The sequence below is a fragment of the Namhaeicola litoreus genome (genome assembly GCF_042679565.1).
Classification (GTDB): Bacteria; Bacteroidota; Bacteroidia; order Flavobacteriales; family Flavobacteriaceae; genus Namhaeicola; species Namhaeicola litoreus.
The window spans coordinates 232,667-255,968 of the sequence record NZ_JBHTMY010000002.1; the positions used below are offsets into that span (position 1 = coordinate 232,667).

Below are 23,302 nucleotides of genomic sequence, written 5' to 3' on the forward strand. Positions count from 1 at the left end.
GACAACTAAACTGTAAAGCTTATTTAGCGCCTATTTTTCGAGGTGCAAAGATACTGTTTTAAAACAAATGGAAAAACATTTTTATCTTATTTTTTGAGTGCTAGAATATATTGAGCCACAGCCATTTTAGCTTCTTCTGAAAGATAATCTTGTGGAGGCATTTCAGGGTAGTCATCACGCACTTTTTTTGGCTTTGTAATGTAGTCAACAATTCCTTGTGGGTTGTTGTGGTAAATTGCCTGAATAGCATTCACCGGCACACCAATCAAGCGAATATCGTACGCATGGCAACCAGAGCAAATTCCATAATATGTCATTTCTCCTAATTCTAAAGCGGTAATTTCTTTTGGTTCAACCGGATGATCTAACATAAATGATTGAACATGCGCGGTACTGGTAATCTTCGGTTCTTCAAAATCTCCCAATCCAAATGTTCGGTATCGTTGTTTGTCTCTTATTGTACTGCCTTGACCTCCGCCAATCGCCAAAATATCAGGACCTTTTGAGGATAATTGTGTCATCATCAAGGCTTTTAATTCACCAACAGGTGCATTCCCATTATTGATCATAAAATTGTCCAGAATTGTTATTCGATCAGGGTTGGGTTCTGAATCAGGATCATTAGATGCTTTTGCTCCCCCATTTGCAAAATCTGTGATGATAATTCCTGCATTATTATTGCCGGAAATGATATTGTTTTCGATAATCACATCGTCTGCCGCCATGACTAAAATCCCTGTCCCCGGAGGTATACCCGACACAATGGAACCAGGAGCACCAAAATTTGCGTGGTTATTTTCAATCACAAAATTATCTCTGATAATTACATCATAAGTTGTTTTGATGGGTAAACCGGGAGTAATAAAAGCCAGAATTCCTCCAGTATTGTTATAGGCATAGTTATTTTCTACCAAGGCATGACGCGAATTTTCAATTTCGATTCCCGCCACGTTCTCAAAAACCTTGTTGTGCTTTACATCAACATTATCACACATCCCGATATAGATCGCAGCATCTTCAATTCCGGACAATATATTATGTTCTACGATACCATTTTTTCCATACTGAGGGAAAATTCCATAAACACCTGTATCAATGATCCAATTATTTCTAATCACAAAATTATTGCCTGCTTGCCCCATAATTCCGTTTCCTTTGTAATTGATAATCTTAAAATTTTCGATCTGTATACCATTTCCGGAATACAAAAAAGCATCATTCAATTCTTTTTTCCCATCTAAAACAGGCCATGCTCCCTCTTCAATTATTCCCTGAAAAGAGATATTATCTTTGTCGATATATAACGTTTCTGAATAAATCCCTGGGTATACACGTATTAAATCGCCTGGATTAGCTTTTTTTACAGCATCCTGAATTTTTGATCCATTTTTCACTTCGTGGATTTCTCCATTAAATTCGATGGAGGTATATCCATTAGTTAAAGAATCTGAAGAACTATGCTGTTCAGGTCGAAAGAGCACATTAGATGTTGGGAGGGGCGCTGACTTTTTCTTTACACCGAAAATTGTTTTGCCCAGAAATACACCAATGACTAAAATAATTAAACTGAAAATAATTTTTTTTAACATACTAAACTTTTTTAGGATATCGGAAGTCCAGACGGAACTTTCTTTGGAATTTCAGGCATAAATGTTTCATCCGTTAAGGTTTTTAAAAAATCATGAATTCTCTCGACCTCCTCGTCGCTCAATTGAGGCTCCCAAATATGCCAATGAAGATATAAATTTTCTCCTTTTGGAACGGCATGTCCCCTTCCTTTTGTATAAAATGCAATGGCCTCTTTTAGCGTTTTAAAATGTCCTGAATGCATGTACGGTGCAGTTTTTTCAATATTCCTCAAACTGGGCACCTTAAACCCACCTCTCATGGTAGCATCATTAAATGTTTCCTGAGCACCTTCATCGAAAAAATCGGCATTTGGTTCAGGACTTCCAATGACGGCAATCTGTTGATTTGAAAACAGCGGTGGCGTATGACACTCTGCACATCGCGCCACAAAAGATCTAAAAATATTCATTCCCTCAATTTCCTTTTCATTTAGCGCATTGGCAAACCCATGAGCATATTGATCGTACCTGCTGTTCAAACTAATCAGGGAAGTTTCAAAAGCAGTGATGGCCGTAAAAACTTCATTCATTTGAATAGAATCCTTTTCATTTTTAGTTCCAAATGCCTCTCTAAATAACTGCCTGTATTCTTTTGATAGATTTAATTTCTTCAAAATTTCCTCAGAAGTAGAAGCCATTTCATGTGGTGAAAAAAGCGGTCCTTGCATTTGTTCCTCGAGAGAATTGGCTCTGGCATCCCAAAAGAGTCTTTTCAAATAAGCCACATTCCAAAGGCTTGGTGCTGACCTTTCTAAAACTGCACCGTTCATTCCTTCTGATTTTGCTTTACCGTCGCTAAAGCCGAGTTCAGGATTATGACAAGAAGCACATGAAATTTTGTTATCACTAGATAAGATGGGATCAAAAAATAAATACCTGCCTAAATCCATTTGTTGTGGACTAAAGCCATCTCGCACCTCTGGTAAGCCAATTTTTAACCCACCTAGACCTTTATTATTTGGAGAATCATATTGCATGTACAAATTGACATTCTCACATTTATTTTCTTTGGTAAGCTTAAATCCGGGAGGACAAGTTGCACATAAACTAAAATAATTATTATTGCTATCTTGAAATTTTTTATACGCTGTTGGTGTTTTATCAAACAAAAAGACGAACAAGAAAACAATCCCGATAATAAAAATAGAAATCGTAAAAAAAATCCTATTCATTCTAAGAATACTTTAAACGAAAAAGGCACCCATCGGCGCCTTTTCTTATTGTAATGCTGGGTTATAATTGGTGGGGTATTCTCCCACATCGACCAATTCACCGGCTTCCTCAAAATTAGAACCATAGGTTTTATCTATGGCTTTCATCATTTCATTTGCAACAAGACCATATCCCCTGGCAGTTAAATGTACTCCGTCTAATGAAAATGCTCCTCCCCTTACTAGATCAGAAGTAAGAATATAATTACCGCTCTCTATACCGGATGTTGACAATTGTTTTAATAAAGTATTTGCATCTACAAATGCTAGACCTGCATTATCTGCCGCTGATTTAATAACATTGTTAAAACGATCTGTCGCATTTTTGACTTCTTCCTGCTCTGAGGGTATTAATACCCAATTATCGCGTAAAGGATAAGTAACACCATTGACCGCTAATTGTCCAGCTTGTTGAGCAGGTACTCCCAAACCAACCAACTGTTGGAAGTATTGTGTATTTACTGTAGCAATAATGGAAGAACTAGGCAATGACAACAAGTCATTTTGATTTGCTTGCCTTGATTGACCAAACTGACTAGATAATAAAAAAGCCGTTTGCTGATCTAAACCTCCAGCCATTAAAACTTGCATTAACTGGGCTGAAATATCTGTTAATGATTCGTCATAGATTAAAACTGGACTAGCCTGTGTTTCAGAATAAACTACTGAACGCTCTGGAACACCCAAAAAAGCAAAAGCTTGATTCAATTGCGCAAATGTTTGATTTAATAAAGGTATTTGAGCAGCGAAATCCGGATTTGAAGGACTTAATGGATTGTATGGAACTGTAGTAAAAAAAGGAATTGTTGTTACATCTGGTATATTGGCCATTACACCTTTAGCACCTTGAGATGTTAAGGTAGTTACAATGGCACTAATAGAACCATTAAATGTTGCATCATCAGTGATAGGATTTGATCCATCACCTCCTGTTGTGGCATAACCTAAGACATCATTATTTCCAACCCATAAAGTAAAAAAGGTGGGATTGAGCGCCATCGCATCTGCAATTACACTAGTATTAGGGTTTGAAGCCATTCTTACAAAGTAAGGATTGGCTAATCCTTGTTGTAAACCTGCAATATTACCATAACCAGGCGCCAATAAATGAAAACTTTTTGCTCCTGGCACACCCATATTATTGTAGGGGCCTGCTTGAATATTTGACACTTCGGTTGTTGGTGTGCCCGGTAGCACCTGAGGACCAGAACCGTTAAAAAACAATCTAGGATTGGAAATCACATTTCCTCCCAAAAGAAGTCCGCCAACATTATCATTAGTTAGTGGTTGTGTAAATTCTCCTCCGCCGACTAAAGCAAACTTTTCTGCCAAAATATTGGGAAAAGAATTGTTTTGTGCAGCAATAAAAAGTGCATTATCTGTAAAGCCTGCAGTTAAAGAATTGCCTAAAGAGACATAAGTATTAAAATCGGCTGAACCCGGTACCAGCGCAACTTTTTTATCCGATGGATTATCATCATCATCGTCACAAGCTACAAAAGCGAATAAAAATAAAAGTAGCCACGTATATTTTAATTTAAAACTCATAAGAATTATTTTAATAGTTAATTAGAAATTGCCAACAACCCAAGATACATAATACTGCGAACCAACGAATCCTGTACCAAACGCGGTAAAGTAATCTTGACCAAAGATATTGGATGCCCCAACTTTGATAGTCGATTTGAGCGATGGCATTGCATAGTTTACCTGTGCATCCATGGTGTGGTAAGCAGGAACGTCTCCATCCCCAAAAGTACCTTGCCAGAAATAAGCATCACTCCATCTCCAGGCAATATTAAAACCTAAGTTTTCATAAACATTCGCATTACCGAACATCATTTTCACCTTGTGTTCTGGGGTGTTAAAACTAGTTCTGAAATCAGGGTATTTTTCCTGGTCAAAATCTTGTTTTGCATATGTGTAGTTACCAGATATATCATAATTACCAAAAACTTTGGTCGAAAGTGATATAGATCCACCATAAGAATTTACGTCGGCATCAGAATTTGTATAGGTTTGATAAACTTCAAAATCTCCAAATTGCAAGGCAGCCAAGGATAAAGCATTATCCCCCACAGTGCCGTATAAGGGAACAAGGACATTTTCATTAGAAATGAAATCTTTATACTTGTTATAATAGGCGTTTAAATCAACGATGACCCTATTAAATTTCCCTCTATAGCCTAATTCAAATGAAGTTACCTGTTCTGGTTTTACCAAATTGATATTTGAGGCTTGAGGGGCACCGGCCTGGACTGAACTTACCGTAAATGAATTTTCATAGGCTTGTCTTCCTACAACATTTACTTGAGCTGGAACCCCCAAATTTTGACCACTTTGTGAAACATCGTAAGTTCTTACATCACGGTCTAAATTTGTTTTGGCAGCTCCAACAAGAACTGCGGCACCTGCATCCAAACCAATGAATAAATCTTGTGTAGTAGGATTTCTGAATCCTGTTTGAATAGATCCTCTAAAATTGTGATTTTGAGTCTCACCAGCGGTATAACCGAGAGAAAGTCTTGGTGAAAAGAAACCATCAAACAATTCAGATTTATCATAACGTACAGAAGCAGTAAGTTTTAATCGTTCTTCGGCTAAGAACTTTTTCTGTAATTGCGTATAAGCACCGTATTCTGAATAGTCAATTGGTCCATCCTTATCTGTATAAATAGAACCTTTTGAATTTAATTCATACATTCTATAAGACCCACCAACTTGAATATCTGCCCAATCCCATAAATGGCTAAAATTATAATTTGCATCACCGTGATAAAACTTTGATTCATCCTGAAATTTAGATCCTGTACTAAAATCCGGATCTTTTATGATCTCGTTAAATGCATTCTTGAATTCCGGTGATCCCGGTTCAAATCGGCCAGTATCCGCAGCGGCTCTAGCAGCCTTGTGGGCTTCATCTTCAGTCGCTCCTCCCAATGTTGCCCCAGCGAATGTATTGATATACTCTCCAAACCACTGTCTGTCTGATTTCCAGCGTCTGTTGATATTAACCCCTGTAAACACCATATCATATGAGTCTCCAGCGTCATCAGCAACAACATATCCTCTAACAAAGAAATTGTTACTTCTCACCTCAATTTTATGCTGCTGCATATTAAAGTTTTTAATATTGTATCGGTTCGTTCCTTGGTAGATGGTATTTCCAGACCCGTATTTTCCTACATAAGAAAACTCAATATCATTTTCCCAAGGTCTGATATACACACCCCAATCAGCCTTAAAGCTTTCTGCATTATAATTGGTTAGAGTAGTTTCACGGTAACCTGTTCGACTTACCACGACATCTGGAATTATGCCAAGACCACCAGAAGCTGCTCTGATGTTTGTTGATACTTCATCTCCATATACATTCAGACCATCGTAGTTATAGTCTTCTCTTGTATTTCCTTTGATAAATCTATCTACCATGTTGTCGGCATGCCAGTCTGTTCCTTTTAAATATCCAATGTTAATTTTTGCAGCAATTTTTTCATTGAATTTAACACCATATCTTGCACTAACATCGTAAAAGAAATTGGTTCCTGCCACATCTTGCGAAGTTACGCCTGCTTTTACACTGGCACTTACACCGTGGAAATCAAACGGATTTTTACTCGTCATGAAGAGAATTCCATTAAAGGCGTTGGCACCGTAAAGGGCTGAAGATGCACCTGGCAGTAATTCTATACTGTGCACATCTGTTTCTGTCATTCCCAATAAATTTCCTAAAGGAAAGTTCAATGCCGGTGCAGAATTATCCATTCCGTCCACCAACTGCATAAAACGTGTATTAGAAAAAGTCGAAAAACCTCTTGTGTTAATCGATTTAAACGTCAAACTGTTGGTATTGATATCTACCCCTTTCAAATTTTCAAGTCCATCATAAAAATCTGGTGAAGCAGTATTTTTGATATCTTTTAAAGACATCGTCTCTACTGTTACGGGTGATTCAAATATTCTTTCAGGTGTTCTCGACGCAGAAACGACTACTTCATCTAAAGTAGTTTGACTTTCTTGTAAAACGATTGTAATTTCTTCGTCCGCATTCGTTACCTCGTATGTATTGCGATCGTAACCAACCGAAGTAAATTCTAGTGTAAATGGTGGTGTCGCGGTCGTATTTACTGAAAATAACCCGTCAAAATCAGTTGAAGCACCCGTAGATCCTCCAATAATTTTTACATTCACGCCGGGTATCGGCTCATTATTTACGGCATCGACTACTTTTCCGGATACTTGCGTTTGAGCGTACGTAATCGCAAAAGCGAAAAAGGCCATCAATGTCAATAAGATAGATTTCATATAGTTCAAATTGTAGTTAAAGTGGCGAAAAATACAATTTTTTCGGAATATCGTGATTATCCTATGATAAAAATCAGGAAAAAATAAAATTATTTACCTTAATTATGACATTCATAATTTATTTTATGATCAGTTTCCTTGTAGAATTTTGATTTCCTCTTGAGACTTTAACAAAATAAATCCCTTTCCCAACTCCTGGAATTAGGATTTTCTCTCTAAATAGAATTTCCTGTGTATTGTATCTTTTTTGTATGATTTCTCTTCCTAGCATATCATATATTATGATACTCACATCACTGATTTGATCTGAAGAAAAGGTTATGGTAAAATAATTTTCTGCAGGATTAGGATAAATATTGAAATTTTCAAGTTCAAATTCATTGTTGCTCAATACTTCTTCATTTGTACAAATGTTCAAATTCCAACCGATAATGGAACCTATATCGTCAACCGCATTATCGATGACGCGCAATCTCCATATTCCGAAAGCGTCATCACCATTAAAAACTTGCAGGTCATCCTGAGGCTTAATTCTCCCCTCAATACTGGGCAGGGTAAGACTGCAAATAATTTCACTTCCATCATTTGTAAAAGTAGCCCCTAAATTATTATACTCAGGCCCAAAACATTGATTTCTTAAAAGCGCAATACTTTTCCCTGAGGGGCTTATCAAATCTAGCTGTAAATCGTTTACAAAGGCGTGCTCAATGTTAACAGATACTTCAAGTCTGTCGATAATTAAACTATTAGGCACATTTAATTGAGATATTACACCTGTCAGGTTATTATCAGGAATCTTTTTAGGAACGTCAGTAGAAACAAAACTGTTGCAATCTTCGACAAATGTCCCAATTGAAAATGCTTTTTTATTCACAGAATAAAAAATATTATTTGCCGCGGCTACCATTATATAACAAACAGGGTAACCTGTATTCGGTACCTGAATGCTTTCTTCGCCATCATTTGGCGTGTTTAGTTTTAGTGGCTCACTAAATGTAAGTCCGCCATCTGTAGATAAGAAAATATTGACATTGGCAGCATTAATATTGCTCCCTGTTGTTCCAGCCACATTCCACTTTATAATCTGTGAACTATTTTTCTCCCAAAAGAGATTTTCCTCGTTTTGAGAAGTTACAACAAAAGGCCCAGCAGCATCTGAAATCGTAACTTTCATGTCATCTGAGGCCGATTGCCCTCCTTCTTCATTATTATCTCTAACGGTAAGTGTAAAGTTTAAATTTCTGGCAACGCTTGGTGTAACTTCCCAGGTTGTAGATAAATTGCCTGAAACAACTGTTTTCAAATCAGGCATATAGCGATTCGGACTTTCCTTTGGATTTACGGAACGATACAAGGCCCCGCTTGTTGCTGTCGAACTTGGTGGAACAGTGGTTGCCCCTGCGTCTATTTGCTCCCAGCAATATGAAATCGGGTCATTATCTGCATCACTTCCCGATCCTCTTAAAACATAAGGAGTCGATTTTGGTATGGTAAAATCTGATCCGGCATTAGCCAAGGGTACGTTTCGATTCTGGGTGAGATTTGTAAAAGCGGCACAAGTACTTCTACCTGCACTGACATTATTCCAAATTTCTTTGATACTTATGGTATGAAAATATAAATCACTGTTTCCTTGTACATTCTGCGGAGCACATAAACCCGCATAAGCCATAAGCGTAGATCCGCTTCCAGGCTCTACCGACGTAGTTGCATTTCTTGTATCCCCACCACAATTAATCGCAGTCCCATTAAATGTATGGTTTGCCCCTAACTGATGACCAAATTCATGAGCTACAAAATCAAAGTAATACCTATCGCCCACCGGATTACTTGAACCGGTAACTCCTTTAGCCTTTGAACTGGTGCAAGCCGAGGCCAAGGAAGCTAAACCTCCTCCTCCAGTGCTAAATACATGACCAATATCGTAATTCGTTGTACCGATAACATTATCGATATTGGTTTGATTTTCATTTAACATGGTACTTCCTGAATTATTGGTATATGGGTCTGTGGAACCGTCTAAATAAATCAATTGATCAATACCTGGAATAATCTGAAAACGAATCGATAAATCATTTTCGTAGATTTCATTAATTCTACTGATAGCGAGTACCATTTCTGCTAAAATCAATACTTTTTTCTGTTGATCACTTGCGTTTTGAGCACCTGCCCGATCAATGTGAAACTGCGCATACTCACCCGTACATGCCAAAGCCAAACGGAAAGTTCGCATTCTTAAATCGTTAAAATTTTTGGCCAGAACAGCTTTCTGTTGAACGGATTCTAGACTTTCTGTTTGACACAAAAAATCATTTGCCAAATTTTTCAGATCGGATCTTTTGTAAGAAATATAGGTATTTTGATCTTGAGAACTTGGTTCTATAAACTGAATACTTCTTTTACTATCCATCACCATGGCATGCAAACCCTCAGGTGTAAAAGAAAGTCTTACCCGTTTGGAAGAATCCTTACTCTTTCCTTGATAACTTCGAATTTCAGGATATTTTTTTTGCAAATCCGGATGAATAACTTCGCTATCTGTCAATTCAAAAACTTCATATTCTCCCTCGGAAACAGGCAATTTAAAATCAAAACTTTCTTTGATCCCTTTGCTTACAATTTGCTTTTGAATCAGACTTGTATTTAATTCATATACTTTATAAATAGATGGTTCTGGTTTATCTTGAAACAATTCTCCCTTTGAGTCGGCAGCAGATAACTCCTTCCAATTGCCCATTGTTTGTCCGAAGAAATTAAGGGAATATAAGAGGGGTAGAATTAGTACGTAGCAATTTATTCTTCTAATCATAAAAACTCAGCTGATACAAATCTAAAAAAATAATCGGTTAAACTTTTAATTAGACCTTACCTTTGCATAAAAAAATAATGAAGATTCTTTTTTCTCTTTTAATTTTACTTTCCCTAACAAATTGTAAAACAACAAAATATTTGGGGCAAAACGCGCAAAATGAAGCACATAGTTTAACGCTTGATCATTGTCCGGATGGTGGCTCCTGTAAAATTTCTGTAATTAAAAACAAAGAATTACACTTAAAAACGGATGAATTTGGCATGAATTATCCGGAAATCATCGAAGGGGAAAATTACATTTTTGAATACATCTTCTCAAAAAACACTGATTATGCAGATGGAAATTACAAAGAAATTGTGCTATTCGAACTACCAAAAAACGAAATAAGTTTACTTTTGCAGGATGAAAATTTACAAAAAGTGAATTTATTGTATGGTAGATTATGCTATTGTAAAGGTGAATCTGGTTATGAAAAAGTTTTAAGGGGCAAACTAGACCTCAAAAGAAACAATAGCGAAGTAATAATAAAATTAGAATTTAATACTGATTTGCCACAGGTAATAAAAACCATTGAAGAGGTCATTATTTTGCCCTAAACATTGTATGAGAGTTCATCAAAGTATCATAGATTTTTCAAAAAAAAATATCCCTACTGTGCTGACCATTGGCACTTTTGACGGTGTGCATATTGGACACCAAAAAATAATTGAGCGGTTAAACGAATTAAAAAAGGAATCCCTTTACAGCGCCATTTTAACTTTCTATCCCCATCCCAGAAGAGTTTTGGGCAAAGAAAACCAAATTCAAATGCTCAATTCTTTTCAAGAAAAAAAAGATCTTCTTGCCATGTACAAATTAGATCATCTCATAGTTGAACCTTTTACAGAACGATTTTCACAAACTTCAGCTGAAGATTTTGTTAGAAATATTTTAGTTAACGAACTTAATGTCAAGAAACTTGTTATTGGCCATGACCATAAATTTGGAAAGAATAGAGAGGGTGATTTTGACAAACTTGTTGAACTGTCGAGGGTCTATGATTTTGCAGTGGAAGAAATTCCCTCACAAGATATTGAGAATATAGCTGTAAGCTCCACTAAAATTCGAAAAGCACTTTTGGCAGGAGATGTATTACTCGCCAATCGTTATTTGGGCTATCCTTATATCCTGAGTGGGAAAGTTGTGAAAGGCCATGGTATAGGTAGAACGATTAATTTTCCTACGATCAATATACAAATAGAGGAAGATTACAAACTCATTCCTAAAAACGGTGTGTATATAGTAAGAACTGAATACAATGGGATAAAAATGTTTGGATTGATGAACATTGGAACCAGACCAACATTAAATGGTCAAAACCGATCAATAGAAGTTTATCTTTTAGATTTTAGCGGAGATCTATACGGCAAAATACTGAGAGTCGAAATACTGAATCGCCTGCGCGACGAGACCAAATTCGATTCTATCGATGGATTGAAAAAACAAATTGCCGTAGATGAAATTCTGGCTAGAGAATGGTTGAGAAATAGATAAAATCTAAAAACAAGCCCTAATTAGTCTCAATTCATTGTTTATATTTGCCCCACATTTCAAATTTATTTCCCATGCTCACATTGGCTTTTATCAGAGAAAATAAAGATCTAGTTTTAAAAGGTTTAGTAAAAAGAAACTTTAAAAACGCTAGTACCATCATTGATGAAGTAATAAAAAAAGATAGTTTAAGACGTGAAACACAGGCTAAATTGGATCAGGTTCTGGCTGAGAGCAATAAGATATCAAAGGATATTGGACAATTCTTCAAATCTGGCGAAACCCATAAGGCCAATTTACTCAAAGAAAAAACAACCAAATTAAAAGCCGTTTCAAAAGATTTAAGTGATGCCTTAGCCGCTGCTGAGCATGAGCTCAATGAGTTGCTCTACCAAATTCCTAATATTCCAAACGAAATTGTTCCTGTGGGTAAAACACCTGAGGAAAATGTAGAAGTATACAAGGAAGGAGAAATTCCAAAATTATACAAAGATGCTGCACCTCATTGGGATTTAGCAAAAAAATATGATATCATAGATTTTGATTTAGGGAATAAAATTACGGGTGCCGGTTTTCCTGTATATAAAGGTAAAGGTGCCAAATTACAGAGAGCTTTGATCAGTTATTTTTTAGATAAAAACACAGCTGCCGGATACACAGAAGTGCAACCTCCCTTATTGGTAAACGAAGCTTCAGGTTTTGGTACCGGTCAATTGCCCGATAAAGAGGGGCAAATGTATGAAGTGGGTATTGATCAATTGTACTTGATCCCAACCGCAGAAGTTCCTTTGACCAACTTTTTTAGAAATGAATTGTTGAAAGAATCTGATCTTCCGATAGGATTAACTGCATATACACCTTGTTTTAGAAGAGAAGCGGGATCTTATGGTGCGCATGTAAGAGGGTTGAACCGTTTACATCAGTTTGATAAAGTTGAGATTGTGCGTGTAGAACATCCAAATAATTCTTATCAAGCTCTGGAGAATATGGTAGAACACGTGAAAGGTATTTTACAAGATTTGAAATTGCCTTTTAGAATTTTAAGATTGTGTGGTGGAGACATGGGCTTTACATCGGCCTTAACTTACGACTTTGAAGTTTATTCTACTGCCCAAGAAAGATGGCTTGAAATCAGCTCAGTATCTAACTTCGAAACTTTTCAGGCGAACAGACTTAAGTTAAGATTTAAAAATAATGAAGGTAAAAGTGAATTAGCACATACGCTAAACGGATCTTCATTGGCTTTACCCAGAGTTTTAGCCGGAATTTTAGAAAATTATCAAACCGAAAAAGGAATCGAAATACCTGATGTATTGAAACCGTATACCGGTTTTGACCTAATCGACTAAAAAATAGAAGCCTTAAGCGGCTTCTATCAGTCTTTTGTAGTGATGCATTTCAGTTAAATCCTTATAATAAGCATTTAATTGGCCTTTTCTCATGTGGTTTGTAGCTCTTTCTTTGGCCTTGTCGTAGAATTTGATTAGTTCGTTCATGTCTTTATTTTTTGGGTTGTTGTTTTGTTATTGGGTATATCTAAAAAGACTGCCCAATTAGAATAACGTTACATTTGGCCATTTATTTTATAATTAATTTAACATTCTTCGTGTTTTTTGTTTTTTCGATACATTTTTTCATCAATCTATCCTAAATTCATAATAATTTATACAAAACTTTAAATAGCATATCCAACTTTTGTTTTTCTAAATTTTCCGACCTTTACCAGATGAGAAATATTTTTTTTATTTTCTTCCTGAGTTTTTCTACATTTCTTTTCTCGCAAAAGCCGGAACAAGCTTATCGTTACTACATGAAAGGGGAATACGAGCAAGCCGCAATGCTATATAAAGCCTTACATGAAAAAAATAGAATTCAAAGAGAATATTTTAAAAAACTTATTACTTGCCAACAGCAGTTAGGTGATTATGATGAGGCAGAAAAAATTATTTTAAATCAGTTAATCGAATTTCCTATGCTCACTTACCTGGATGTAGAATTAGGATATAATTTTGAATTACAGGGAAAATTTGAAGAGGCTGAAAAATATTACCAAAGTGCGATTCAATCTATAGAGATTAACCCAAACCAAGTATATAATATTGGATATTCATTTACCGAAAATCATAAATTGGAATACGCACTTCAATCATATGAAATTGCTAAGAGAAAAAATCCGAAATTAGTGACACAGATTCAAGAAGCCCAAATTTATGGAGAGCAGGGCGAATTTGATAAAATGTTTGCATCTTATTTGAATTTGGTTGATTTTAATGAAGAATATGTAGACACAGTTAAGCGTTATCTCGCTCAATATATTTCTGACGACCCTTCTGATAAGAACAATATTTTATTCAAAAAGCAATTGCTTTTACGAGCACAGAACAATCCAAAAAATAGCTATAATTTATTGTTGAGCTGGCTTTTTGTTCAACAAAAAGACTATAACAAAGCAATTGTTCAGGAGATTTCCATTTATAACCGCGACAAAAGTAATATCGAAAAAATTTATGAGTTGGGATTGATTTCCATGGAAAATAAGGATTTTGAAAGTGCGAAAAAAGCATTTTATTTTATCCTCAACCAAGACAACAGTGATGAGGTCATCCTAAATATTCAGAACAATCTTCTTTCTATCCAAATTCAAGAGTCGAAACCCTCTGATTATTCTTCAGTCGATAAAAATTTTCAAGAAATTTTTATCCAGTATGGTAAAACGGGTAGAACAATTCCCTTACAAATCAATTACGCTGATTTTCTTGCCTTCCAATTAAACAAGCCGGATGAAGCAATTAAACTTTTAAAAGAGGCCATTCCGGATGCTTTATCCGAATTACAAAAGGGGATGATTAAAATAAAATTAGGTGACATCTTGGTGTTTGACAACCAGTTCAACCAAGCTTTAATTCTGTATAGCCAGGTTCAAAACGATCTAAAAAACAGCAATTTAGCGCAAACTGCTAGATTTAAAGTAGCACAAACTTCTTATTTTAAAGGGGATTTTGAATGGGCAAAAGACCAACTTTCTGTATTAAAATCATCAACATCGCAGCTCATCGCCAATGATGCCCTGGATCTTTATCTACTCATTTTAAATAATATCGATAAAGATTCGCTTAAAACACCTCTTGAACTTTATGCAAAATCACAGCTTTATTCTTTTCAAAAAAAAAATGATATAGCGATTAAGACATTGGATACCATTACCCAAAATTACAAAGGGAGCTTAATAGAAGATGATGCTTTAAAATTTCAAGCCGAACTATTTACATCAGAAAATATAGCAGATCGTGCTGAGTCTAATTATTTAAAAATTGAAAGTTTTTATCCAGACAGCATTTTAATCGATCAGGTTCTCTATCAATTGGCCGAGTTATACTTAAACCATTTATCGGAGCCCGACAAAGCCCGAATTTATTTCGAAAAAATTATTTTTAATTACCCCTCCAGTATTTACCTGGTTGATGCCAGAAAACAATACCGTAAATTAAGAGGGGATATTCTAAATTAAAACCATGATCATTTACAACGTTACCACCAATGTGGAAAAAGAAATAGAAGAAGATTGGCTCATTTGGATGAAAACCGAGCATATTCCTAAAGTAGTTAAAATTGGAAAATTTAGCCATGCCTTGCTGACAAAAATATTAATTGATGAAGAGATGGGCGGGATTACTTATTCTGTGCAATACACGTCACCCTCCAGAGACGTCTTGGCTAATTATTTAAATCAACACACACACATACTTAAACAGGAAGTAGTTGATAAATTTGGTGATAAACTGGTTTCATTTAGAACAGAATTAGAAGTAATAGATTTAATTGAAAACAATGAGCGTTAGTGCCAAAAAACATTTGGGACAACATTTTCTGACCGATGAAAATATTGCCTCTAAAATTGCAGACACACTAGTAGGTAAAGACTACAAGCAAGTATTAGAAATTGGTCCTGGCATGGGTGTTTTGACGAAATATCTTCTCAAAAAAGATTTTGAAACCAGCGTAATTGAAATTGATGATGAATCCGTGGCCTATCTCAAATTACATTTTCCAATGTTGTCAGATAAAATTCATCATTTAGATTTTCTAAAAACAGATATTCCGAAACTTCTAAACCATCAACAAACAGCCATTACAGGAAATTTTCCATATAATATTTCTTCTCAAATCATTTTTAAAACTTTAGAGAATAAAGAATTAATTCCAGAGTTTTCTGGTATGTTTCAAAAGGAGGTGGCACAAAGAATTACGTCAAAGCCCGGTAATAAAATTTATGGAATTTTGTCCGTTTTAACGCAAGCTTATTACCAAGCAGAGTATTTATTTACCGTGCCTCCCAATGTTTTTCAACCTCCTCCAAAAGTAGATTCGGGTGTTTTGCGTTTGACGAGAAAACCAAACTTAAATCTTGGAGTCGATGACGCTTTCTTTTTTAAAGTGGTAAAAACAGCATTTAACCAAAGAAGAAAAACCCTCCGCAACAGTTTAAAATCTTTTGATCTGAGCGATAAGTTGAAAGAAGATACTATCTTTGCGCAGCGTCCTGAACAACTTTCTGTTCAGGAATTTATCAACTTAACAAAAAGCTTAGAAGAAGATGCCCTTCGAGATCAACAATGAATTTATCGAAAACCTTGAGTCTCTTATAGAAAGAAGGGATGATCAAGTAATTATTGATCTTTTTGCTGAGGAACACACGGCAGATATTGCAGAAATTATTGACGAATTATCCAACGATGATGCGACCTATCTCTTCCGACTATTGGATTCCGAAAAAACGGCCGAAGCGCTTTTAGATATAGACGAAGACGACAGAGCCAGAATTCTATCAAAACTTTCGGAAAAAGAAATTGCAGAGCATATTGACGAATTAGACACCGATGATGCCGCAGATTTAATCGGGAGCCTCTCAAATGAAAGACAAAATATTGTTCTTTCTAATATCGAAGACGGTGACCATGCAAAAGATATTGCAGAATTATTGCAATACGATGAGGATACTGCCGGTGGTTTAATGGCGAAAGAATTAGTAAAAGTAAATGAAAACTGGACAGTTCCTAATTGTGTGCGTAAAATGCGATCACAGGCACAAGAAGTTACTAGGGTACACTCAATATATGTTGTTGATAATAAAAACGTTTTAAAAGGCAGATTATCTTTAAAAGACTTGTTGGTTGCCCCTGCTTCCGCAACAATATCCGAAATTTCTATTCCAAAAGTTGATTTTGTAAACGTGAATGACAAAGCCGAGGAGGTAGCGCGAATTATGCAAAAGTATGATCTAGAGGCCATTCCTGTTGTTGACAGTGAAAATCACTTACTCGGAAGAATTACGATTGATGATATTGTCGATGTAATTAAAGAAGAAGCAGAAAAGGATTATCAAATGGCTGCTGGTTTAACAGATGATGTTGAAGCTGATGATAGTATTATTGATCTCACCAAAGCGAGATTACCGTGGTTGGTACTCGGTTTATTTGGAGGAACCGCAGCGGCTTCCATCATGGGTGGGTTTGACGAAGCCTTAAAAAATTACCCTGAATTATTCTTTTTTACACCGCTTATTGCTGCGATGGCAGGTAATGTAGGAGTTCAATCTTCAGCCATCATCGTGCAGGGTCTTGCAAAAGATAACCTAAGAGGTTCTCTACTCAACCGTATGTTTAAAGAAATTAGCCTTGCCTTGGTGAATGGAGTTTTTCTGGCACTCATCGTTTTTTCTCTGGGATTATTGTTAAAATACCCTATGAAAGTGTGCAGTACAATTAGTATTTCATTAATTATTGTCATCATAATTGCTTCTTTAGTGGGCACATTCGTCCCCTTAATTCTTCACAAAAAAGGCATCGATCCTGCAGTTGCAACAGGACCCTTTATCACCACTTGCAATGATATTTTTGGAATTTTCATCTTTTTCACCATCGCTAAGCTAATCCTAGGCTTCTAAAGCGATCAGTTTTTTTCTATTTAAAAAACTCAAAAACAGCAATCTAAGGCGGAATTGCTTTTCTCTTTAAATTCCTATTTTTTTGCTTAATTTTGCTCCTCATATATCAAAAAGTAATGACAGAAGAAACTAAGTCTCTTAATTTCATTGAACATATTGTAGAAGGCGATTTAAGACAAGGTTTGGATCCCTCCAAATTGCGATTTAGATTTCCTCCGGAACCAAATGGTTATTTACACATTGGCCATGCAGCTTCAATTTGCTTAAATTTTGGAATGGGCTTGCGCTATGATGCTCCTGTCAACCTAAGATTTGATGATACAAATCCTTCAAAAGAAGAGCAGGAATATGTTGATGCGATCAAAAAAGATATTGAATGGCTGGGTTTCGAATGGGATAAAGAACTTTACGCGTCAGACTATTTTGATCAATTATACAATTGGGCAATTCAACTCATCAAAAATGGTAAGGCCTATGTTGATGACCAAACCTCTGAACAAATTGCGCAACAAAAGGGTACCCCTACTCAAGCAGGAACTGAAAGTCCTTACAGAAATAGATCTGTTCAAGAAAATCTAGATTTATTCGAGAAAATGAAAAATGGGGATTTTGATGAAGGTTCTCATGTTTTGAGAGCAAAAATAGATATGGCATCAACCAATATGCTGATGCGGGATCCTGTTATTTACAGGGTATTAAAAAAACCTCACCACAGAACGGGCGAAAAATGGAAAATTTATCCCATGTACGACTGGGCACATGGTGAGTCTGATTATATAGAACAAATCTCTCATTCCATATGCACTTTAGAATTCAAGCACCACAGAGAACTTTATGATTGGTTTTTAGACCAGGTTGTTGATGAGGAATTGGTTCGGCCAAAACAGCGAGAATTTGCCAGAAGGAATCTGAGCTATACGGTCATGAGTAAAAGAAAATTATTACAGTTGGTTGAAGAAGGTCATGTAACCGGATGGGACGACCCTAGAATGCCTACCATTTCTGGATTGCGCAGAAGAGGTTATACGCCAATGTCTATCCGAAATTTTAGCGAAACTGCGGGAATTGCTAAAAGAGATAATATTACCGATCTAGCTTTATTGGAATTTCAAATCAGAAATGAACTCAATAAAACAGCACCACGGGTAATGGCAGTTTTAGATCCGCTTAAAATAGTGATTACAAATTATCCTGAAGGGAAAGAAGAATTATTATTGGCCGAAAATAATCCCGAAGATCAAGATGCTGGCTTCAGAGATTTACCTTTTTCAGGAGAGATTTTTATAGAAAAAGACGACTTTTTGGAAGAAGCGGACAAGAATTTCTTTAGATTAAAATTAGGTCATGAAGTGCGCTTAAAAAATGGATATATTATTAAAGCCAACGAAGTTATCAAAGATGAGAACGGAGAAATTGTTGAGGTCCACTGTACTTATGATGAGGATTCTAGAAGTGGGAGCGGCACTGAAGCGAGTATGCGTAGGGTAAAAGCAACCATTCATTGGGTATCGATTAAACATGCGCTTCCGGCCGAAGTGAGATTGTACGACAGGCTTTTTACCCATGAAGCACCCGATGCGAATAAAGAAGTTGATTTTAAGACCTACCTAAACCCTGATTCTTTAAAAGTGCTTGAGAATGCTTTTGTTGAACCGAGCTTGGCAAATGTTATGCCTGGAGATAAATTTCAGTTTCAAAGGTTGGGTTATTTTAATGTGGATGATGAAAGCACAAAAGAACACCTTATTTTCAACAGAACGGTTTCACTAAAAGACAACTGGGCAAAAAAAGGAAAAAAGCACTAGCTTTAAAAATAAAGATCTTTGAAGACAGTAGAGCTCATAAAAATTCCAATTCAAACAGAAATGGAAAGCTTTGAACAAAAGTTCAAAGATTCTATGGCATCTACCGTTCCTTTAATCAACAGAATAACACATTATATCGTTCGTAGAAAAGGCAAACAAATGCGTCCTATGTTTGTGTTTTTAGTAGCGAAAATGGTGTCTAACGGTAATTTTAAAGAAAGAACTTATAGAGGTGCTGCAATTATTGAGCTCATACATACTGCTACTTTAGTGCATGATGACATTGTGGACGACAGCAACCGAAGAAGAGGTTTTTTCAGTTTAAATGCTTTATGGAAAAACAAGATCGCCGTTCTTTTTGGCGATTTTTTATTGTCGAAAGGTTTAATTTTGTCCATAGATAATGATGATTTTGACATACTCAAGCACATTTCGGTTGCCGTAAGGGAAATGAGCGAAGGTGAATTGCTGCAAATTGAAAAGGCCAGGCTTCTGGATATTACAGAGGATGTTTATTTTGAAATCATCAGAAAAAAAACGGCTACATTAATTGCCGCTTGTACGGCGATTGGCGCTACCTCTGTCGATGCACCACCAAGAGAAATAGAGAACATGAGGCGATTTGGTGAACTCATTGGAATTGCATTTCAAATCAAAGATGACCTATTTGATTATACCGATGATAAAATCGGAAAACCCACCGGAATTGACATTAAGGAACAAAAAATGACCCTCCCTTTAATATACGCATTGAACAACTGTTCTGAAAAGGACAGAAAATGGTTGATCAATTCTGTAAAGAATCATAATAAAAATAAAAAACGCGTTAAAGAGGTCATCAATTTTGTAAAAAAGAGCGGTGGAATAGATTACACCCAATCAAAAATGGAAGAATTCCAGAAAGAGGCATTGTTTTTGTTAGATAGATATCCGGATTCGCCCTATAAATCTTCTCTGATAACCATGGTAAATTATGTGATTGAGAGAGAAAAATAAGAGCGAGATTATTGTTCTCAATGATGAAAAAACTTCTATTACTTTTAATCATACTTTTCCTTAACAGCTGTGAAAGCTCATTTAGCGAACTCCAAAACCCAAATGTAGATGAGGACGGAGATCCAATTGTTGTTAATCCTGATCCCGAAAATGAAACACTTGGCGTTGAAGGGGGCTACTGTTATGGTTATTCTCCACCTTCAAGTGATCATAAGGTTGCCGAAATCCAAATTCCTGCCAATTTACCTGCCTCAATTGATCTATCTGAGTACTTACCTGAAGTAAGATCTCAAGGAACGCAAGGCTCTTGTGTGGCTTGGGCAACTGGTTATTACCTCAAAACATTTCAGGAAAACTTAGAAAACGATAGAAAAAATACAACCTCAAATGACATCAACATGAGTCCGGCGTTTATGTTTAATCAAATCAAGATACAACCCTGTGATGGTGCCGTGGTATCAAAAGGATTAGAATTACTTGTTTCGCAAGGGCTAAGTTCTTGGAATGAGTTTCCTTATGACGACGACAATTGCTTTGTAATGCCTACACCCGAATTGATAGAATTGGCTTCTCCTAATAAAATTCAAGATTTTTTTTATTTGAATGAAGGCCAAGTTTTTGAGCAAACCAAAACCTTTTTGAACAACAAGCAACCCATTGTTATTGCAGTAACTATAGATCGGACTTATTTTGGAGCCAGAGAAGGAAGTGATGCTGTTTATAGAAAATTTCAAAAAGATGACGGCGCTCATGCTATGTTAGTGGTAGGTTATGACGATACAAAACAAGCTTTTAAAGTGGTTAACTCTTGGGGGAAAAACTGGGGAAACAATGGTTTTGTTTGGATAGATTACAAAGCTTTTCAAGAAGCAAACGATCCAAATTCTGAATTTAAAATTTTATGCGAAGCATGGGTAAGTGAGGATGTTATAGATCTTGATAACGGCCTTCCAACGCCTTAAGTTCTTCCATAAATTGTCTGTCATTGCATAGCCGAGGGACTTTATGTTGACCACCTAATTTGTTGTGTTGCTTAAGCCAATCGTAAAACAAACCGTTTTTTACAGAATGAATAATTGGCGGATTAAGTGTCATATTTTTATACCTTTTCGCTTCATAATCAGAATTCAATACTTTTAAAGATTCATCGAGTGTCTTTTTAAAAACATTAAAATCTTTTGGAGATTTTCGAAACTCAATCATCCATTCATGGCTACCTTGTTTGTTATCAGACATAAATATAGGAGCAACAGTATAATCAACCACTTCTGCATCTGTTTTCTTACTCGCCTCTTTCAATGCTTCCTCTGCATTTTCCACCATCAATTCTTCTCCAAAGACATTGATAAAATGTTTGGTTCTACCTGTTATTTTTATTTTGAATGGATTCAATGAAGTGAATTTAACCGTATCGCCAATCAAGTACCTCCACAATCCGGAATTTGTAGAGATCACCAGAGCATAATTTTTGTTCAATTCAACCTTTTCTAAAGGAATGGCTTGAGAATCTTCATCATTGAATTCTTCCATCGGAATAAATTCATAAAAAATTCCGTAATCTAACATTAAAAGCAACTCATTCGAATCGTTTAAATCCTGTATAGCAAAAAAACCTTCAGAAGCATTATAAGTTTCATAATATTTAAATTGATGACTTGGAATAAGCTTCTTGTATTGCTCCCTGTAAGGATTAAAGTTTACGCCGCCATGAAAATAAACCTCTAGATTTGGCCAAACTTCAAGAATATTGTTCTTGCCTGTTTTCTCTAAAACTCTGTTCAAGAGTACAAGCATCCAGGAAGGAACACCCGCTAAACTTGTAATATCTTCATCAATCGTTTCATTGATGATTGCTTCCATTTTCGCCTCCCATTCGCCCATTAAAGCTGTTTTCTGACTTGGCGTACTGCTAAAATCAGCCCAAAAAGGTAAATTCTCAATAATGATAGCGGATAAATCTCCAAAATAAGTGTCGCTATTCTCGTATAATGCACTACTGCCTCCTAACCTCAAACTCTTCCCGTTGAATAACTCTGTTTCCTCATTATTATTGATGTACATACAAAGCATGTCTTTCCCCGCCTTTAAATGACAATCTTCCAAGGCTTCATTGCTTACTGGAATAAACTTACTTTTGGCATTAGTTGTGCCACTAGATTTTGCAAACCATTGTATTTTTGTTGGCCAAAAAATATTATTCTCCCCTTTTCTCGCTCTTTCTATCATTGGCTCAATAGATTCGTATTTCCTTATAGGTACCCTTTGAGCGAAGGATTCATAACTTTTGATCGAATGAAAATCATAAAGTTTGCCTATTTCGGTGTTTTTGGCAGAGGAAAGCAAATTATACAATACTTCACCTTGGGTATCTATAGGATACTTGATGAACATGTCCATTTGGTACTTGCGTTTTTTCAAAATCCAAGATAGAACGGTATTAAATAATGGAATTTGCATGGGGAATAAACCTAATTTTTGTTTTATCTTAGCCCTAAAATAAGGCAAAATATTTGTCTTATTCAAATTTTTAATAGGCACAAATTAATTTATTTTATGGCTAAGGTTGGAATTATCATGGGAAGTGATTCAGATCTTCCAATAATGCGAGAAGCAATCGAAATTTTAGAAGGATTTGACATTGAAACTGAGGTAGATATCGTTTCAGCTCATAGAACACCAGAAAAACTTTTTGATTACGCCACCAACGCCCATAAAAGAGGAATTAAGGTAATCATTGCAGGTGCTGGCGGAGCAGCCCATTTACCAGGTATGGTGGCATCTATGAGCCCACTACCTGTCATCGGTGTCCCGGTGAAATCGAGAAATTCTATCGATGGTTGGGATTCGGTTCTATCTATCTTGCAGATGCCAGGTGGAGTTCCTGTGGCAACAGTGGCATTAGATGGTGCAAAAAATGCCGGAATTCTGGCTGCTCAGATCATTGGTTCAAGTGATCAATGTGTACTTGATAAAATTATTTTTTATAAAGAGAGTTTAAAAAGCAAAGTTCTTCAAGCCTCTGCCAAATTGAAAAAATAAGTCGCTTACTTTTCCAAATTTAATATCAAACA

18 protein-coding genes are annotated in these 23,302 nt (G+C 36.0%); 11 read left to right on the top strand and 7 right to left on the bottom strand.

Annotated elements, in window-relative coordinates:
- Positions 1–86 precede the first annotated feature (86 nt).
- The 5 genes from ACFQ39_RS02910 to ACFQ39_RS02930 all read right to left on the bottom strand — a co-directional run bounded on the left by ACFQ39_RS02910 (position 87) and on the right by ACFQ39_RS02930 (position 9,881).
- Positions 87–1,589 carry a parallel beta-helix domain-containing protein gene (locus ACFQ39_RS02910; protein ID WP_377176269.1) on the bottom strand — a complete coding sequence of 501 codons (1,503 nt, stop codon included), beginning with the start codon at positions 1,587–1,589 and terminating at the stop codon, positions 87–89.
- A gap of 11 nt (positions 1,590–1,600) precedes the next feature.
- Positions 1,601–2,800, bottom strand: coding sequence for a cytochrome-c peroxidase (locus tag ACFQ39_RS02915; protein WP_377176271.1), 1,200 nt, complete (start codon positions 2,798–2,800; stop codon positions 1,601–1,603).
- A gap of 45 nt (positions 2,801–2,845) precedes the next feature.
- Positions 2,846–4,387, bottom strand: a complete 1,542-nt coding sequence (locus tag ACFQ39_RS02920; RefSeq protein ID WP_377176273.1) for a G-D-S-L family lipolytic protein — start codon at positions 4,385–4,387, stop codon at positions 2,846–2,848.
- A 21-nt stretch (positions 4,388–4,408) separates the two neighbouring features.
- Positions 4,409–7,144 (bottom strand): TonB-dependent receptor, encoded by a 2,736-nt coding sequence (locus ACFQ39_RS02925; RefSeq protein WP_377176275.1) that lies wholly within the window; start codon positions 7,142–7,144, stop codon positions 4,409–4,411.
- A gap of 118 nt (positions 7,145–7,262) precedes the next feature.
- Complete coding sequence (locus ACFQ39_RS02930) at positions 7,263–9,881, bottom strand: zinc-dependent metalloprotease family protein (protein WP_377176277.1); 2,619 nt, start codon at positions 9,879–9,881, stop codon at positions 7,263–7,265.
- Positions 9,882–10,030: 149 nt separating this feature from the next.
- Here ACFQ39_RS02930 and ACFQ39_RS02935 point away from each other — a divergent pair, with 149 nt between their 5' ends.
- The 3 genes from ACFQ39_RS02935 to serS all read left to right on the top strand — a co-directional run bounded on the left by ACFQ39_RS02935 (position 10,031) and on the right by serS (position 12,835).
- Positions 10,031–10,552 (top strand): hypothetical protein, encoded by a 522-nt coding sequence (locus ACFQ39_RS02935; protein ID WP_377176279.1) that lies wholly within the window; start codon positions 10,031–10,033, stop codon positions 10,550–10,552.
- Positions 10,553–10,559: 7 nt separating this feature from the next.
- Positions 10,560–11,489 (top strand): bifunctional riboflavin kinase/FAD synthetase, encoded by a 930-nt coding sequence (locus tag ACFQ39_RS02940; protein WP_377176281.1) that lies wholly within the window; start codon positions 10,560–10,562, stop codon positions 11,487–11,489.
- A gap of 71 nt (positions 11,490–11,560) precedes the next feature.
- Entirely contained in the window at positions 11,561–12,835 is a 1,275-nt protein-coding gene (gene serS / locus ACFQ39_RS02945) for a serine--tRNA ligase (protein ID WP_377176283.1), read from the top strand.
- Positions 12,836–12,847: 12 nt separating this feature from the next.
- On the opposite strand, the gene ACFQ39_RS02950 is transcribed toward serS, so the two are convergent.
- Positions 12,848–12,982, bottom strand: a complete 135-nt coding sequence (locus tag ACFQ39_RS02950) for a hypothetical protein (RefSeq protein WP_377176285.1) — start codon at positions 12,980–12,982, stop codon at positions 12,848–12,850.
- A gap of 230 nt (positions 12,983–13,212) precedes the next feature.
- Here ACFQ39_RS02950 and ACFQ39_RS02955 point away from each other — a divergent pair, with 230 nt between their 5' ends.
- The 7 genes from ACFQ39_RS02955 (at position 13,213) to ACFQ39_RS02985 (ending at position 21,193) form a co-directional block, all read left to right on the top strand.
- Complete coding sequence (locus ACFQ39_RS02955; RefSeq protein WP_377176287.1) at positions 13,213–14,994, top strand: tetratricopeptide repeat protein; 1,782 nt, start codon at positions 13,213–13,215, stop codon at positions 14,992–14,994.
- A gap of 4 nt (positions 14,995–14,998) precedes the next feature.
- Complete coding sequence (locus ACFQ39_RS02960; RefSeq protein WP_377176289.1) at positions 14,999–15,325, top strand: DUF4286 family protein; 327 nt, start codon at positions 14,999–15,001, stop codon at positions 15,323–15,325.
- Entirely contained in the window at positions 15,315–16,103 is a 789-nt protein-coding gene (rsmA, locus tag ACFQ39_RS02965) for a 16S rRNA (adenine(1518)-N(6)/adenine(1519)-N(6))-dimethyltransferase RsmA (protein WP_377176290.1), read from the top strand. Before ACFQ39_RS02960 ends, rsmA begins: the two co-directional genes overlap by 11 nt.
- A complete protein-coding gene (gene mgtE / locus ACFQ39_RS02970) occupies positions 16,081–17,430 on the top strand; it encodes a magnesium transporter (protein ID WP_377176292.1) in 1,350 nt (449 codons plus the stop codon). The genes rsmA and mgtE overlap by 23 nt, the downstream gene beginning before the upstream one ends.
- Before the next feature lie 116 nt (positions 17,431–17,546).
- Positions 17,547–19,235, top strand: coding sequence for a glutamine--tRNA ligase/YqeY domain fusion protein (locus ACFQ39_RS02975; RefSeq protein WP_377176294.1), 1,689 nt, complete (start codon positions 17,547–17,549; stop codon positions 19,233–19,235).
- 18 nt (positions 19,236–19,253) lie between these two features.
- The gene (locus ACFQ39_RS02980; RefSeq protein ID WP_377176296.1) at positions 19,254–20,231 is read left to right on the top strand and encodes a polyprenyl synthetase family protein; all 978 of its coding nucleotides are present in this window, start codon (positions 19,254–19,256) and stop codon (positions 20,229–20,231) included.
- Between the two features lie 23 nt (positions 20,232–20,254).
- Positions 20,255–21,193 carry a C1 family peptidase gene (locus ACFQ39_RS02985; RefSeq protein ID WP_377176298.1) on the top strand — a complete coding sequence of 313 codons (939 nt, stop codon included), beginning with the start codon at positions 20,255–20,257 and terminating at the stop codon, positions 21,191–21,193.
- Here the strand turns inward: ACFQ39_RS02985 and ACFQ39_RS02990 are convergent.
- The gene (locus ACFQ39_RS02990; protein WP_377176300.1) at positions 21,159–22,688 is read right to left on the bottom strand and encodes a GH3 auxin-responsive promoter family protein; all 1,530 of its coding nucleotides are present in this window, start codon (positions 22,686–22,688) and stop codon (positions 21,159–21,161) included. The two genes, ACFQ39_RS02985 and ACFQ39_RS02990, sit on opposite strands and share 35 nt — an antisense overlap.
- A gap of 96 nt (positions 22,689–22,784) precedes the next feature.
- Between ACFQ39_RS02990 and purE the strand changes: the two genes are divergently transcribed.
- The gene (gene purE / locus ACFQ39_RS02995) at positions 22,785–23,270 is read left to right on the top strand and encodes a 5-(carboxyamino)imidazole ribonucleotide mutase (protein WP_377176302.1); all 486 of its coding nucleotides are present in this window, start codon (positions 22,785–22,787) and stop codon (positions 23,268–23,270) included.
- The last annotated feature ends 32 nt before the right edge of the window (positions 23,271–23,302 follow it).

Coding starts and splice junctions, on each gene's coding strand:
- ACFQ39_RS02990 (WP_377176300.1), bottom strand. CDS start 22,688: ATGCAAATTCCATTATTTAATACCGTTCTATCTTGGATTTTGAAAAAA.
- ACFQ39_RS02925 (WP_377176275.1), bottom strand. CDS start 7,144: ATGAAATCTATCTTATTGACATTGATGGCCTTTTTCGCTTTTGCGATT.
- ACFQ39_RS02975 (WP_377176294.1), top strand. CDS start 17,547: ATGACAGAAGAAACTAAGTCTCTTAATTTCATTGAACATATTGTAGAA.
- ACFQ39_RS02985 (WP_377176298.1), top strand. CDS start 20,255: ATGAAAAAACTTCTATTACTTTTAATCATACTTTTCCTTAACAGCTGT.
- ACFQ39_RS02940 (WP_377176281.1), top strand. CDS start 10,560: ATGAGAGTTCATCAAAGTATCATAGATTTTTCAAAAAAAAATATCCCT.
- ACFQ39_RS02920 (WP_377176273.1), bottom strand. CDS start 4,387: ATGAGTTTTAAATTAAAATATACGTGGCTACTTTTATTTTTATTCGCT.
- ACFQ39_RS02955 (WP_377176287.1), top strand. CDS start 13,213: ATGAGAAATATTTTTTTTATTTTCTTCCTGAGTTTTTCTACATTTCTT.
- ACFQ39_RS02930 (WP_377176277.1), bottom strand. CDS start 9,881: ATGGGCAATTGGAAGGAGTTATCTGCTGCCGACTCAAAGGGAGAATTG.
- rsmA (WP_377176290.1), top strand. CDS start 15,315: ATGAGCGTTAGTGCCAAAAAACATTTGGGACAACATTTTCTGACCGAT.
- ACFQ39_RS02915 (WP_377176271.1), bottom strand. CDS start 2,800: ATGAATAGGATTTTTTTTACGATTTCTATTTTTATTATCGGGATTGTT.
- mgtE (WP_377176292.1), top strand. CDS start 16,081: ATGCCCTTCGAGATCAACAATGAATTTATCGAAAACCTTGAGTCTCTT.
- ACFQ39_RS02910 (WP_377176269.1), bottom strand. CDS start 1,589: ATGTTAAAAAAAATTATTTTCAGTTTAATTATTTTAGTCATTGGTGTA.
- purE (WP_377176302.1), top strand. CDS start 22,785: ATGGCTAAGGTTGGAATTATCATGGGAAGTGATTCAGATCTTCCAATA.
- ACFQ39_RS02950 (WP_377176285.1), bottom strand. CDS start 12,982: ATGAACGAACTAATCAAATTCTACGACAAGGCCAAAGAAAGAGCTACA.
- ACFQ39_RS02935 (WP_377176279.1), top strand. CDS start 10,031: ATGAAGATTCTTTTTTCTCTTTTAATTTTACTTTCCCTAACAAATTGT.
- serS (WP_377176283.1), top strand. CDS start 11,561: ATGCTCACATTGGCTTTTATCAGAGAAAATAAAGATCTAGTTTTAAAA.
- ACFQ39_RS02960 (WP_377176289.1), top strand. CDS start 14,999: ATGATCATTTACAACGTTACCACCAATGTGGAAAAAGAAATAGAAGAA.